Source organism: Lelliottia sp. 7254-16, assembly GCF_002922995.1.
Lineage (GTDB): Bacteria > Pseudomonadota > Gammaproteobacteria > Enterobacterales > Enterobacteriaceae > Enterobacter > Enterobacter jeotgali.
The window spans coordinates 135,098-148,860 of sequence record NZ_PQVS01000004.1 but is presented as its reverse complement, the minus strand read 5'-3'; the positions used below and the strand labels follow the sequence as shown (position 1 = coordinate 148,860).

Here is a 13,763-nt window from a genome sequence, read left to right as displayed (position 1 = left end):
GGTAAAAATATTCACTTATTATGCACTAACAGTGAATAACTCCATGTCCTAACATGTTGATATTCTGTCACCTCATCCCGTTTATGCATTTTTATCGCTGGCTGGCACGAACTCTGCAATCTACATTCACAGTGCAAACACTCAATTATTTAACATTTAAACAACTTATTATTTACCGGATGAGGTCGCTATGTCTCTGTCAATTACGCGTGAAAATTTTGATGAATGGATGATGCCGGTTTACGCTCCGGCGGCTTTTATTCCGGTACGCGGGGAGGGCTCACGCCTGTGGGATCAAGCAGGCAAAGAGTATATCGACTTTGCGGGCGGGATTGCGGTGAACGCGCTGGGACACGCACACCCGGCGCTGCGCCAGGCGCTGAACGATCAGGCGGCGAAGTTCTGGCACACCGGAAACGGCTACACCAACGAGCCTGCGCTGCGGCTGGCGAAAAAGCTGATCGACGCCACCTTTGCCGAAAAAATCTTCTTCTGTAACTCTGGCGCGGAGGCCAACGAAGCGGCCCTGAAGCTGGCGCGTAAATACGCTCACGACCACTTCGGCGCGCAGAAAAGCGGAATTGTGGCCTTCAAAAATGCCTTCCACGGACGCACGCTGTTTACCGTCAGCGCCGGTGGACAACCGGCCTATTCGCAGGATTTCGCGCCGTTACCGCCGGATATTCGTCACGCGGTGTTTAACGATCTGCAATCCGCCAAAGAGCTGATTAACGACAATACCTGTGCGGTGATCGTCGAGCCGATGCAGGGCGAGGGCGGTGTGGTCCCGGCGGAGAAAGCCTTCCTGCAAGGTCTGCGCGAGCTGTGCGATCAGCACAACGCGCTGCTGATCTTTGATGAAGTCCAGACCGGCGTGGGTCGCACCGGCGAGCTGTATGCCTACATGCACTACGGCGTCACGCCTGACGTGCTGTCGACGGCAAAAGCGTTGGGCGGCGGCTTCCCGATTGGCGCAATGCTGACCACCAACAAATGCGCCAGCGTGATGGTTGTCGGCACCCACGGCACCACTTACGGCGGTAACCCACTGGCCTCCGCGGTCGCCGGGCAGGTGCTGGATATCATCAATACGCCAGAAGTGTTGAACGGCGTGAAGCAGCGTCACGACTGGTTTGTTGAGCGCCTGAATGCGATCAACAGCAAGGTCGGCATGTTCAAAGAAATTCGTGGTCTGGGGCTGTTAATTGGCTGCGAACTGACGGCTGAATTTGCCGGAAAAGCTAAACTTATTTCACAGGAAGCAGCAAAAGCGGGTGTGATGGTGCTCATCGCGGGCGCCAACGTGGTGCGATTTGCCCCCGCGTTGGTGGTCAGTGAAGAAGAAGTCACCACCGGATTAGACCGCTTTGCGCTGGCCTGTGAACAGGTGAAATCCGGGGTGTCATCATGATGGTCATCCGTCCCGTTGAGCGCGGCGATCTTGCCGGGCTCATGCAGCTTGCCGGTAAGACGGGAGGCGGGCTGACCTCGCTTCCTGCCGACGAAAAAACGCTGTCGGCGCGTATTGAGCGCGCCATTAACACATGGCTTGGGACGGTGCCGAAAAGCGAACAGGGATACGTCTTTGTTCTGGAAGATACTGACACAGGAACCGTGGCCGGAATTTGCGCCATCGAAGTGGCGGTCGGCCTCAACGAACCCTGGTACAACTACCGGGTCGGCACGCTGGTTCACGCCTCGAAGGAGCTGAACATCTACAATGCGCTGCCGACGCTCTCTCTCAGCAACGATCACACCGGCAGCAGCGAGCTTTGCACACTGTTCCTCGATCCTGAATGGCGCAAAGAGGGCAATGGCTATTTGCTCTCCAAATCGCGCTTCATGTTTATGGCCGCCTTCCGCGATCGCTTTAACGAAAAAGTGGTGGCAGAGATGCGCGGCGTGATCGACGAGAAAGGCTACTCCCCATTCTGGGAAAGCCTCGGCGAGCGCTTCTTCTCGATGGAGTTTGCTCGTGCGGACTACCTGTGCGGCACCGGGCAGAAAGCGTTTATCGCCGAGCTGATGCCGAAACATCCAATTTATACCGATTTCCTCAGCCCCGAAGCGCAGGCGGTGATTGGCGAAGTTCACCCGCAAACCGCCCCGGCGCGTGCGGTGCTGGAGAAAGAGGGTTTCCGCTACCGTAATTACGTCGATATTTTTGATGGCGGCCCGACGCTGGAGTGCGATATCGATCGCGTGCGTGCGATCCGCAAAAGCCGCCTGGTGACGGTCGCCGAAGGGCAGCCAGCGCCAGGTGAATGGCCGGCCTGTCTGGTGGCGAATGAACAATACGACCATTTTCGCGCCATGCTGATCCGCGCGAATCCAAAATGTGAACGTCTGGTGCTGACCGCAGCCCAGCTGGATGCCCTGAAATGTAGCGCAGGCGACACGGTTCGCCTGGTGCGACTCTGCCCCGAGGAGAAAACAGCATGAGTTTATGGATTAATGGCGACTGGGTGACGGGCGAAGGCGAACGCCGCGAGAAAACCAATCCGGTAGGTAAAGAAGCGCTGTGGGCCGGAACCGATGCCAGCGCCGCGCAGGTGGAACAGGCGTGTAAAGCGGCGCGTGCCGCATTCCCGGCATGGGCGAAACAGCCGTTTAGCCTGCGTCAGGCGGTGGTTGAGAAATTTGCGACGTTGCTGGAAGCCAACAAAGTCGAGCTGACCAGCATAATCGCCCGCGAAACCGGTAAACCGCGCTGGGAAGCGGCGACCGAAATCACGGCGATGATCAACAAAATCGCCATTTCGGTGAAGGCCTACCACACCCGCACCGGCGAGCAGCGCACGGATATGGCCGACGGCGCGGCGACCTTGCGTCACCGCCCGCATGGCGTGCTGGCGGTGTTTGGCCCATATAACTTCCCTGGCCATCTGCCGAACGGCCACATTGTGCCTGCGCTGCTGGCGGGCAATACCGTGATTTTCAAACCGAGCGAGCTGACGCCGTGGAGCGGCGAGGCGGTAGTCAAACTGTGGGAGCAGGCCGGTCTGCCGCCGGGCGTGCTGAACCTGGTGCAGGGTGGACGCGAAACCGGTCAGGCGCTGAGCGCATTGAGTGATATCGACGGACTGCTGTTTACCGGTAGCGCAGGCACGGGTTATCAGCTGCATCGCCAGCTGGCGGGGCAGCCGGAGAAAATTTTGGCGCTGGAGATGGGCGGCAACAACCCGCTGATTGTCGACGACGTGGACGATATCGACGCCGCCGTGCATCTGACCATCCAGTCGGCGTTTGTCACCGCCGGACAGCGCTGCACCTGCGCGCGCCGTCTGCTGGTCAAGCGCGGAGCACAGGGCGATGCGTTCCTGGCGCGGTTAGTGGAAGTGAGTGCGCGTCTGGTTCCCGACGCATGGGACGCCGATCCGCAGCCGTTTATCGGCGGACTGATTTCTGAACAGGCGGCGAACAACGTGGTTAAGGCCTGGCATGAACACGTGGCGCGCGGCGGGAAAAGCCTGCTGGAGCCGAAGCTTGTCCAATCGGGGACGTCGCTGTTGACGCCGGGGATTGTGGAGATGAGCGGGGCGAGCAATGTCCCGGATGAAGAGACTTTCGGGCCACTGCTCTGCGTCTGGCGTTACGATGATTTCGATCAAGCCATTGCGATGGCGAACAACACCCGCTACGGCCTGTCGAGCGGGCTGATCTCCCCGGACCGTGAGAAGTTCGACACGCTGCTGATTGAAGCGCGCGCCGGGATTGTGAACTGGAACAAACCGCTGACCGGTGCGGCAAGTACCGCGCCGTTCGGTGGCGTGGGTGCCTCGGGTAACCATCGTGCCAGCGCCTGGTATGCGGCGGATTACTGCGCGTGGCCGATGGCGAGCCTCGAAACGCCTGCATTGACCCTGCCGGAAAGTCTCAATCCGGGGCTCGATTTTACGCAAGGGGATCGTCATGAAAGCGCATGAGGTCAACTTTGACGGGCTGGTGGGGCTGACTCACCACTATGCCGGGCTGTCGTTTGGCAATGAGGCCTCAACGAAGCACCGCTTCCAGATTTCCAATCCGAAACTGGCGGCGAAGCAGGGCCTGCAAAAGATGAAAGCCCTGGCGGATGCCGGTTTCCCGCAGGCGGTGATCCCGCCGCAGGAGCGCCCGAACGTTGAGGTTTTGCGCCAGCTCGGGTTTAGCGGTAGCGACGAACAGGTGGTAGAAAAAGCCGGAACCCAGGTGCCGCACCTGCTGTCGGCGGCGAGTTCGGCTTCGTCCATGTGGGTCGCTAATGCGGCCACCGTTGCCCCTTCGGCGGATACGCTGGATGGCAAAGTGCATCTCACCGTCGCGAACCTGAATAACAAATTCCATCGTGCGACTGAGGCGGTAACCACAGAGCGCGTGCTGCGTGCGATTTTCAACAACGCAGAACGGTTTAGCGTTCACGAGGCACTTCCTCAGGTCGCGATGTTTGGCGATGAAGGGGCAGCGAACCATAACCGTCTGGGTGGCCACTACGGCGACCCGGCGACACAGCTGTTTGTCTACGGACGCGACGAGAGCGGGCACAACGCGCCTGTGCGTTACCCGGCGCGTCAGACCCTGGCGGCGAGCCAGGCGGTGGCGCGGCTTAATCAGGTTAATCCGGGGCAGGTAGTTTTTGCTCAGCAGAATCCAAATGTTATCGATCAGGGCGTGTTCCACAACGACGTGATCGCCGTGTCGAACCGCCAGGTGCTGTTCTGTCACGAACAGGCGTTTGCTCAGCAGGATAAATTGCTGGCGAACCTGGCTGATCGCGTGCCGGGATTTACGCCGATTCAGGTGCCAACGCACGCCGTCAGCGTGCAGGATGCGGTCGAAACCTACCTCTTTAATAGCCAGCTTTTGAGCCGTGACGACGGCAGCATGATGCTGGTGCTGCCGCAGGAGTCGGAAAATCATCAGGGCGTGTGGCGATACTTGAGCGAACTGGTGAAAGCAGATAACCCAATCAGCGAACTGAAGGTGTTCGATCTGCGGGAAAGTATGGCTAACGGCGGTGGACCGGCCTGTTTGCGTCTGCGCGTGGTGCTGACGCAAGCCGAAATGCAGGCGGTGAATCCGGCGGTAATGATGAATGACACGTTGTTTAACACGCTGAATAACTGGGTGGATCGTTATTATCGCGACCAGCTGACGCAGGCCGATCTGGTTGACCCGCAGCTTTTGCGCGAAGGTCGTGAAGCGCTGGACGCTCTGACGACGATCCTGCAACTGGGATCGGTTTATCCGTTCCAGCGCTAAGGAGAGGGTATGGAGAATTTACTGGCGCTGACCCTGGCGGACGAAACACCTGTTGAAACAGAGGGTGAAGGTGCGACATTTCGCTGGCAATGGTGGGGACGCGGGCTGCTCGAACTGACGCCTTTCGAGGAGGGCTCGCGTTCTCTGGTGCTTTCGGCGGGCGTACACGGGAATGAAACCGCGCCGGTCGAGATTGTCGATTTGCTGCTTCGTGCGCTGTTTCGCGGGGATATTCCTTTGCGCTGCCGCGTGCTGGTGGTACTTGGGAATCCTGTGGCACTGGCGAACAACAAGCGCTATCTGAACAGCGACATCAACCGGATGTTTGGTGGGCGTGCCGCGCAGTTTGCGCCGTGCGAAGAAACTGAACGTGTGCTCGTGCTGGAAAAGGCGGTGAGCGATTTCTATGCAGCAGCCGGAGAGGATCGCTGGCATCTTGATCTGCATACGGCAATTCGCGCCTCGTATCATGTTCGCTTTGGCGTTCTGCCGCAGCGCGAGCAGCCGTGGGATGAAAGCTTCCTCCAATGGTTGGGCGATGCGGGGCTGGAGGCGCTGGTGTTCCATCAGTCACCGGGCGGCACCTTTACCCACTTTACCTGCGAGCATTTCGGCGCACTGGCCTGCACGCTGGAGCTAGGCAAAGCGTTACCGTTTGGTCACAACGATTTGACGCGTTTTGCGCCGACGCATCTGGCGCTGCGGGCGTTGCTTTCTGGCATCGAGCCTGAAGCACATACGGAACCCGTTGAGCGCTATCGGGTGGTGCAGCAGATCACCCGTCGCAGCGAGGCGTTCCGGTTGCATATGGCGGCGCACACTCTGAACTTCACGCCGTTCCGACATGGGATTTTGCTGGCTGAAGACGGAGAGGATCGTTACGAGGTGCAGAAAACCACGGAGTATGTGTTATTCCCTAATCCGTCGGTAGCGTTCGGCTTACGGGCCGGATTGATGCTCGAAAAAATAACCTGAAGTGTAATTTTCCTCTCTGTTTCGCGGGAGGGAAATTATCTATTACGCTGGTCACATAAAATTTACAGATTATTCCTGGTTAACTGCTTTATTATTAATCTGCACTTCGCTATACTTCTTCAAAATCTCTTTAAAATCATTATATTGAATATTTCCGTTTCAACTCTCCATGTTTTATCCTTAATTTCTCCACATTTGGCGATAAATTGTTTTTTACACTTTCATTGTTTTACTGTTGCTCTGACTAATTGACGATAAACCCCGTAAAGTTAATCTCGTCAACACGGCATAGCGCCGAAGAATAACTGAAAGAAAGGAAAACAATTATGCGTAAATTAACTGCACTGTTTGTTGCTTCTACCCTGGCTCTGGGCGCTACCGGCATGGCGTTCGCTGCGGATACCGCGACGACCACCGCTGCACCGACCGAAGGCAAGATGATGCATCACAAGGGCAAGCCGGGTATGCATCACGACATGATGTTTAAAGATCTGAACCTGACCGATGCCCAAAAACAGCAGGTTCGCGACATCATGAAAAGCCAGCGTGACCAGATGAAACGTCCACCGCTGGAAGAACGCCGCGCCATGCATGACCTGATTGCCAGCGACAGCTTCGATAAAGCAAAAGCTGAAGCGCAGATCGACAAAATGACCGAGCAGCACAAAGCCGGAATGCTGGCCCGCATGGAGACTCAGAACAAGATCTACAACATTCTGACCCCGGAACAGAAAAAGCAATTTAATGCCAATTTTGAGAAGCGTCTGACAGAACGTCCGGCACCAGAAGGTAAAATGGCTCCGCCTGCTGAATAAACAGCACATCATATTAAGACCGCCGGACACCTGTTCACATAAGCGCAATTGCTGTGGACAGGTCCGGCGGTTTTTTCTTTCATACCCTCTTGTCACCCGCCGCCATCACGGTATGCTCCTGTAGTCGGTAATAAGAACTGTCTGAAGAGTCAGCGCGTTAGCGTTTTTTTTCTCTCTTCGCTAAGGCATCAAAGCAACGCTGCCGATAATACGTCTGTGATTACCCAACGATAACAATCAAGACAGCGACGCTATACGTATCGTCGCTCTGGCGCTGATTGCGTCTTTCAGGAGTGGTGATGGAGTTTTTTGATATCCGCAAGATGCCGGTGAACCTCTGGCGAAACGGCGCGGGCGAAACCCGCGAGATTTGTTGCTTTCCCACTGCGACCCGTGATTTTCACTGGCGTGCCAGTATTGCCTCTATCGCCAGCAACGGCGAATTCTCTCTCTTTCCAGGCGTCGATCGGGTCATTACCCTGATTGAAGGCGGCGAAGTGACCCTCGATGCAGGCCAGACCTTTTGCCATACCCTGAAGCGTCACCAGCCGTTCAGCTTTGCGGGCGATCATCCGGTGAAAGCGAAACTCACCGAAGGGCAGATGTCGATGGATTTTAATATCATGACGAAGCGGGATTACTGCCAGGCCAAAGTGCGGGTGGCCGATCGCACCTTTACGACTTTTGCCTCGCGCGGCGGCGTGGCGTTTGTTCTGAGCGGGGCATGGCAGTTAGGTGACAAACTCCTGACTGCCGACCAGGGCGCAAGCTGGCAGGACGGAACCCACACCCTGCGCTTACTGGAATCCGAAGGTACGTTGCTGTTCAGTGAAATTACATGGCTGCCGGGGCATTAAGCTCAATAATTTCATACTCGCCACAGAGCAGCGGCTTACAGAGAATTTTGTAGCCGTCGTGATCAAATCCGGCGGGGGTTTTCAGCAGGGCCGTTGCCTCTTTTAAGGTGTTGACGGCACCCAGCCACAGCCAGTTGTGAATGATGTGGTAATGCGTCATCGCCTGGCTACCTTCTTTCAGCGCAATTGCGCCTTCCCACGGCCAGCAGGTCACGCGCAGCGCAGCCAGCCCGGCTTGTAATCTCGCCTGATGATCTTCCACGCTCTCTTTGCCACAGCATGCGCCGGCACAGCGTTTTAACGCTGAGCGAAAACAGGCGCGTCCGCGCGTCATCGATTCCAGGCCTAATAATCCGTAGCACAGCTTCTCGGCGTCGGCGAGGGTTTGCAGAGCCTGTAGCGCCGCGCGGCGGTTAGCAAACAGCCCGTATAAATTTGGCGCGTGAGAAAAATCAATGTCGCGGGCATACACCACCTGCGGTTTGCCGTCAGTGATTTGCAGCGAACACAGCTGACGATTGCGGCGCAGACGTTTATTGAACAACGGTTGCTGTTCTTTAATGAGCCTGGCCTCCAGCAGTAACGCGCCCAGTTCACCTGCGGTTTGTATCCAGGTAATTCGTTGTGACTGGCGCAGCATGGCGGCTTCGTCAGGAGTGCGTAGGTGCGACAGCACCCGGCTGCGGATATTGACGCTTTTGCCGATATAGAGCGGCATTGCATCGCTTTCGCCATGAAAAAAATAGACGCCAGGCTGCTTTGGCAGTGCTTCGAGCCAGGGGCGAAGATGTTCGGGATATTCGTAGATAGCCGCCGCTTCAAATTCAAGACGCGGGGCGGATTGACGCCTGCTCACAAAAGACTCCTGATACTGTTCAGGTATACAGTGTAACAGAGAGGTGCCGGTTAAAAAAGAGACAAATTCCGGGTGGCGGCTTCGCCTTACCCAGCCTGGCTGACCGGTGCGGACTGGTGCCCTCACCCCAACCCTCTCCCACCGGGAGAGGGCGCAAACATTAAAAACGGCAACTTGCGTTGCCGTTTTACATTTACCTTGTAGGCCGGATAAGCGCAGCGCCATCCGGCAACAGGTACGGAAATTACCGTTTCCAGAAGTCGTCGAAAATTGTAATCGGCGTATGGCGCTTGTGCTCGGTTTTCAGATACCAGCTTTCAATGGTGCGAGCGATTTTCTCATCGAGCGTTTTACCTTCCAGATAATCGTCGATGTTTTCATATGTCACACCCAGGGCAACTTCATCCGGAAGAGAAGGGCGATCGTCTTCGAGATCGGCGGTTGGGGCTTTCTTATATAAGTGTTCCGGGCAGCCAAGCGTGGCGAGCAGTTGCTTACCCTGGCGTTTATTGAGGCGGAAAATCGGGTTGATGTCGGTCCCGCCGTCGCCGTATTTGGTGAAGAAACCGGTGACGGCCTCTGCCGCATGATCGGTGCCGACCACCACGCCTTTGGTCATTCCGGCGATGCTGTACTGGGCTTTCATGCGCTCGCGCGCTTTTTCATTACCGCGAACGAAATCGCTCAGCTCGATTCCGGCGTCACGCAACGCCTGCTCGCTGGCTAAGACTGCGCCTTTGATGTTCACAGTGAGAACACGATCCGGCTGGATAAACGCAATCGCATCCTGACAATCTTGCTCGTCGGCCTGCACACCATAAGGAAGGCGCACGGCGATAAACTGCAGCGCATCGTCACCGGTTTCCTGACGCAATTCTGAAATAGCCATCTGGCACAGTTTGCCGGTCAGCGTCGAGTCCTGGCCGCCGCTGATCCCCAGCACCAGAGACTTAAGGAACGAATTGGTTTTCAGATACGATTTCAAAAAATCGATGCTGCGGCGGATCTCATGATTGGCATCGACTGATGGCGTTACGCCAAGCGCCTGAATAATCTCTTGTTGCAGAGCCATTACGCCCTCCATTAGCAAAAACGAAGCAGAATGAGTATTCGTTAAAACTAACCCTTTGGGCGTAAAACGACAAGGATCACAGTTTCGAGTGCGGCAAATTGCGACGATTTAGCAGGTTATCGTTGTTTTATTAGAATTTTCCGAAAAACCTACCGCTTCGTCGTCAAAGTTGATGAATAGGAATTTTTGTTCCATGCTTAGATAACACGCTGATAAACAAGAGGACGGAATATGAACAAGAATGTAGCGGGAATTCTAAGTGCAGCGGCGGTATTGACTATGCTGGCAGGCTGTACAGCTTACGATCGTACATCCGATCAATTTACACAGCCGGTCGTAAAAGATGTGAAGAAAGGCATGAGCCGTGCGCAGGTTGCGCAGGTCGCGGGTAAACCTTCTTCTGAAGTCACGATGATCCACGCACGTGGTACTTGTCAGACCTATATTCTGGGTCAACGGGATGGTAAAGCGGAAACCTACTTTGTTGCACTGGATGATACCGGACACGTAATCAACTCCGGTTACCAGACCTGCGCTGAGTACGACACCGACCCGCAGGCCCCTAAAGCGTAATTACCTGCTTGCCTGAGCAATATCACAAACCGGCCAATGAGCCGGTTTTTTTGTGTCTGTAATAATCTTATTTCTTTGCGCGAATTATTTGCCTAAAATGTGAGGGCAGTCAAAACGACAGGTCAAGGAGAGACAATTGTGACTCCTTCGGAATTATCCCCTCCCTGTGCCATGCCGTATACTCCTATTCAATGACAAACAAGAGTAACACTCACTAGCGGGCTGAAGGGCGATGGTGAGGGTCATACAAGAGGGAAGTTGCTATGGAAAAGAAACATATCTATCTGTTCTGCTCTGCGGGCATGTCAACGTCGCTACTGGTTTCCAAAATGCGTGCGCAGGCCGAAAAGTATGAAGTTCCTGTCATCATCGAAGCGTTTCCTGAAACGCTGGCAGGCGAGAAAGGCCAAAACGCAGATGTCATTCTGCTGGGGCCGCAAATCGCATACATGCTGCCTGAGATCCAACGTTTATTACCGAACAAGCCTGTTGAAGTGATCGATTCTGCGCTGTACGGCAAAATTGATGGTTTGGGTGTGCTTAAAGCTGCAGTCGCATCAATTAAAAAAGCTGCCGCTAATTAAAATTTAAATTTTTCCCGTCAAAGAGTTATTTCACACACTTACGCCGCAATATTTTCATTGCGGCATTTAAGGGTAATTTCTATGAGTCAAGTTATTAGCTCTCTTGAAAAGGTCCTCCTTCCTTTTGCTGTTAAAATAGGAAAGCAGCCGCATATTAATGCGATCAAAAACGGCTTTATTAAATTAATGCCGTTGACTCTCGCAGGGGCGATGTTTGTTTTAATCAATAACGTCTTTTTAAGTTTCGGCGAAGGCTCGTTTTTCTATTCTATGGGCATTCGGTTAGACGCTTCCACCATTGAAACCCTGAATGGCTTTAAAGCCATCGGCGGCAACGTGTACAACGGTACGTTGGGCATTATGTCGCTGATGGCACCTTTTTTCATTGGTTCCGCGTTAGCTGAAGAACGAAAAGTTGACCCGATGGCCGCCGGTCTTTTAGCGGTGGCGGCCTTTATGACCGTGACCCCTTACAGCGTCGGTGAAGCCTATGCAGTCGGTGCCAACTGGCTCGGTGGTCAGAACATTATCTCCGGGATGGTGATTGGCCTGATCGTGGCAGAAATGTTTACCTTTGTGATTCGTCGCAACTGGGTCATTACTCTGCCGGACAGCGTGCCGTCCTCCGTTTCACGCTCTTTCTCCGCGTTGATTCCTGGCTTCCTGATTTTGTCTATCTTCGGCATTATCTCCTGGCTGCTGGCCAACCACGGCAGCAACTTCCACCAGATCATTATGGACTCAATCTCCACGCCGCTGGCATCAATGGGCAGCGTAGTGGGCTGGGCTTACGTTATCTTTAACTCCCTGCTGTGGTTCTTCGGCGTGCACGGTTCACTGGCGCTGACCGCGCTGGATAACGGCATCATGACCCCGTGGGCACTGGAAAACATCGCGCTCTACAACCAGTACGGTTCTGTTGAAGCAGCGATTGCCGCTGGTAAAGAGTTCCACTTCTGGGCGAAACCGATGCTGGATTCCTACATCCTGCTGGGCGGTTCCGGGGCTACGCTGGGTCTGATTATCGCTATCTTCATCGGTTCACGCCGCGCGGATCACCGTCAGGTAGCAAAACTGGCGCTGCCGTCAGGTATCTTCCAGATTAACGAACCGATTCTGTTTGGTCTGCCGATCATCATGAACCCGGTGATGTTTATCCCGTTCGTACTGGTTCAGCCGATTCTGGCCGCCATTACCCTGGCCGCTTACTCGATGGGGATTATCCCGCCGGTCACCAACCTGGCACCGTGGACAATGCCTACTGGTCTTGGCGCCTTCTTCAACAGTAACGGTAGCATCGCAGCACTCTGCGTAGCCCTGTTCAACCTGGGCGTCTCGACGCTGGTTTACCTGCCATTCGTGGCGGTATCGAATAAGGCGCAGGCGGTACTTGATGAGCAGGAAAGCGAAGAAGACATCGCGAATGCACTGAAGTTCTAAGATTGTCTGGCGCGGGGCAACCCGCGCCTGTAAAAGGAGACGTAAGATGTTTGATTTGGATAACATTGCAGCAGAAGAAGCGGTAGAGAACGATCTGGAAGAAGTGGTGATGGGACTTATCATCAATTCTGGACAGGCACGCAGCCTGGCATATGCTGCACTTAAGCAAGCCAAGCAGGGTGATTTTGCCGCTGCAAAACGTATGATGGATCAGTCACGCACCGCACTGAATGAAGCACATCTGGTACAAACTAAGCTTATCGAAAGCGACCAGGGTGAAGGTAAAATGAAGGTCAGTCTGGTGCTGGTTCATGCCCAGGACCATTTAATGACCTCGATGCTGGCGCGTGAGCTGGTTGCTGAGCTCATCGAGCTTCACGAGAAAATGCAGTAAGTCAGGCCCCAGGAGGTAATCACGATGGAAATTAAAACCGCATTTGAGCAGCAATTGTTTAACGGCAAGAATTTTCACGTGGTTATCTACAACAAAACTGAAAGCGTGAGTGGTCTGCACCAGCATGATTACTACGAGTTCACCATTGTGCTGACCGGGCGCTATTACCAGGAGATCAACGGCAAACGCGTCCTGCTGGAGCGCGGTGACTTTGTGTTCCTGCCGATGGGTTCGTATCACCAGAGCTTTTATGAATTTGGTGCCACGCGCATTCTGAACGTCGGCGTGAGCAGACGTTTCTTCGAAAAACACTACTTACCGCTCGTGCCATTCTGTTTTGTTGCCTCGCAGGTCTATCGCATTAAAAATGGGTTCATGACCTGGATCGAAACGGTTATCGCCTCACTTAACTTCCGTGACAGTGAGTTTGATGAGTTTATTGAAACGGTCACCTTTTATGTGATGAACCGCCTGCGCCATCATCGTGATGAGCAGCAGGTGATCGATGATATCCCGCAATGGCTGCGGACCACCGTTGAGTTAATGCACGACAAACGTCAGTTTGGTGACAGTGCGCTGGAAAATATGATCGCCTTGTCGGGTAAATCGCAGGAATATCTTACCCGCGCCACCCAGCGCTATTATCAAAAAACGCCGGTGCAAATTATTAACGGTATTCGTATTAATTTTGCCAAAAAACAGCTGGAAATTACCAACTATTCGGTCACCGATATTGCCTACGAGTCGGGTTACAGTAGTCCGAGCTTGTTTATTAAAACCTTTAAAAAATTCACCTCATTCACGCCGAATAGCTATCGGAAGAATTTAACGGTAATGAATAACTAATTCACTCGTGGCGAATTTATTCGCCAGGAATATTGACTTAAAAGCTTGCCCAAAATAGCGGGAACGTCACGCTATACTTTACAGGCGGCTAACCTGATACGCGAAGGGAGATA

The 13,763-nt window shown here is 54.2% G+C and carries 14 protein-coding genes; 12 read left to right on the top strand and 2 right to left on the bottom strand.

Annotated features, from left to right (window positions below; genetic code table 11):
- The first annotated feature begins 190 nt into the window (after positions 1–190).
- From C3708_RS07585 to ves, 7 genes are all read left to right on the top strand, one after another.
- Positions 191–1,411, top strand: a complete 1,221-nt coding sequence (locus tag C3708_RS07585) for an aspartate aminotransferase family protein (protein ID WP_095281689.1) — start codon at positions 191–193, stop codon at positions 1,409–1,411.
- Positions 1,408–2,442: an arginine N-succinyltransferase gene (gene astA / locus C3708_RS07580; protein ID WP_103948557.1), complete on the top strand. Its 1,035-nt coding sequence runs from the start codon at positions 1,408–1,410 to the stop codon at positions 2,440–2,442. The genes C3708_RS07585 and astA overlap by 4 nt, the downstream gene beginning before the upstream one ends.
- The gene (astD, locus tag C3708_RS07575; protein ID WP_103948556.1) at positions 2,439–3,926 is read left to right on the top strand and encodes a succinylglutamate-semialdehyde dehydrogenase; all 1,488 of its coding nucleotides are present in this window, start codon (positions 2,439–2,441) and stop codon (positions 3,924–3,926) included. The genes astA and astD overlap by 4 nt, the downstream gene beginning before the upstream one ends.
- Positions 3,913–5,238 (top strand): N-succinylarginine dihydrolase, encoded by a 1,326-nt coding sequence (astB, locus tag C3708_RS07570; RefSeq protein ID WP_103948555.1) that lies wholly within the window; start codon positions 3,913–3,915, stop codon positions 5,236–5,238. Before astD ends, astB begins: the two co-directional genes overlap by 14 nt.
- Before the next feature lie 9 nt (positions 5,239–5,247).
- A complete protein-coding gene (astE, locus tag C3708_RS07565; protein WP_103948554.1) occupies positions 5,248–6,213 on the top strand; it encodes a succinylglutamate desuccinylase in 966 nt (321 codons plus the stop codon).
- 326 nt (positions 6,214–6,539) lie between these two features.
- Complete coding sequence (gene spy / locus C3708_RS07560; RefSeq protein ID WP_103948553.1) at positions 6,540–7,028, top strand: ATP-independent periplasmic protein-refolding chaperone Spy; 489 nt, start codon at positions 6,540–6,542, stop codon at positions 7,026–7,028.
- 299 nt (positions 7,029–7,327) lie between these two features.
- A complete protein-coding gene (gene ves / locus C3708_RS07555; protein WP_103948552.1) occupies positions 7,328–7,885 on the top strand; it encodes an environmental stress-induced protein Ves in 558 nt (185 codons plus the stop codon).
- On the opposite strand, the gene cho is transcribed toward ves, so the two are convergent.
- Positions 7,863–8,741: an excinuclease Cho gene (gene cho / locus C3708_RS07550; protein WP_103948551.1), complete on the bottom strand. Its 879-nt coding sequence runs from the start codon at positions 8,739–8,741 to the stop codon at positions 7,863–7,865. The genes ves and cho overlap by 23 nt on opposite strands.
- 244 nt (positions 8,742–8,985) lie before the next feature.
- Positions 8,986–9,813 (bottom strand): ammonia-dependent NAD(+) synthetase, encoded by an 828-nt coding sequence (gene nadE, locus C3708_RS07545; RefSeq protein ID WP_095281698.1) that lies wholly within the window; start codon positions 9,811–9,813, stop codon positions 8,986–8,988.
- 231 nt (positions 9,814–10,044) lie between these two features.
- On the opposite strand from nadE, the gene osmE reads away from it, so the two are divergent.
- The 5 genes from osmE (at position 10,045) to chbR (ending at position 13,650) form a co-directional block, all read left to right on the top strand.
- Entirely contained in the window at positions 10,045–10,386 is a 342-nt protein-coding gene (osmE, locus tag C3708_RS07540) for an osmotically-inducible lipoprotein OsmE (protein WP_095281699.1), read from the top strand.
- Between the two features lie 263 nt (positions 10,387–10,649).
- A complete protein-coding gene (gene chbB / locus C3708_RS07535; RefSeq protein WP_095281700.1) occupies positions 10,650–10,970 on the top strand; it encodes a PTS N,N'-diacetylchitobiose transporter subunit IIB in 321 nt (106 codons plus the stop codon).
- 81 nt (positions 10,971–11,051) lie between these two features.
- Positions 11,052–12,410: a PTS N,N'-diacetylchitobiose transporter subunit IIC gene (chbC, locus tag C3708_RS07530; protein WP_095281701.1), complete on the top strand. Its 1,359-nt coding sequence runs from the start codon at positions 11,052–11,054 to the stop codon at positions 12,408–12,410.
- Between the two features lie 46 nt (positions 12,411–12,456).
- Positions 12,457–12,804, top strand: coding sequence for a PTS N,N'-diacetylchitobiose transporter subunit IIA (chbA, locus tag C3708_RS07525; RefSeq protein ID WP_095281702.1), 348 nt, complete (start codon positions 12,457–12,459; stop codon positions 12,802–12,804).
- Between the two features lie 24 nt (positions 12,805–12,828).
- The gene (chbR, locus tag C3708_RS07520) at positions 12,829–13,650 is read left to right on the top strand and encodes a transcriptional regulator ChbR (RefSeq protein WP_095281703.1); all 822 of its coding nucleotides are present in this window, start codon (positions 12,829–12,831) and stop codon (positions 13,648–13,650) included.
- The last annotated feature ends 113 nt before the right edge of the window (positions 13,651–13,763 follow it).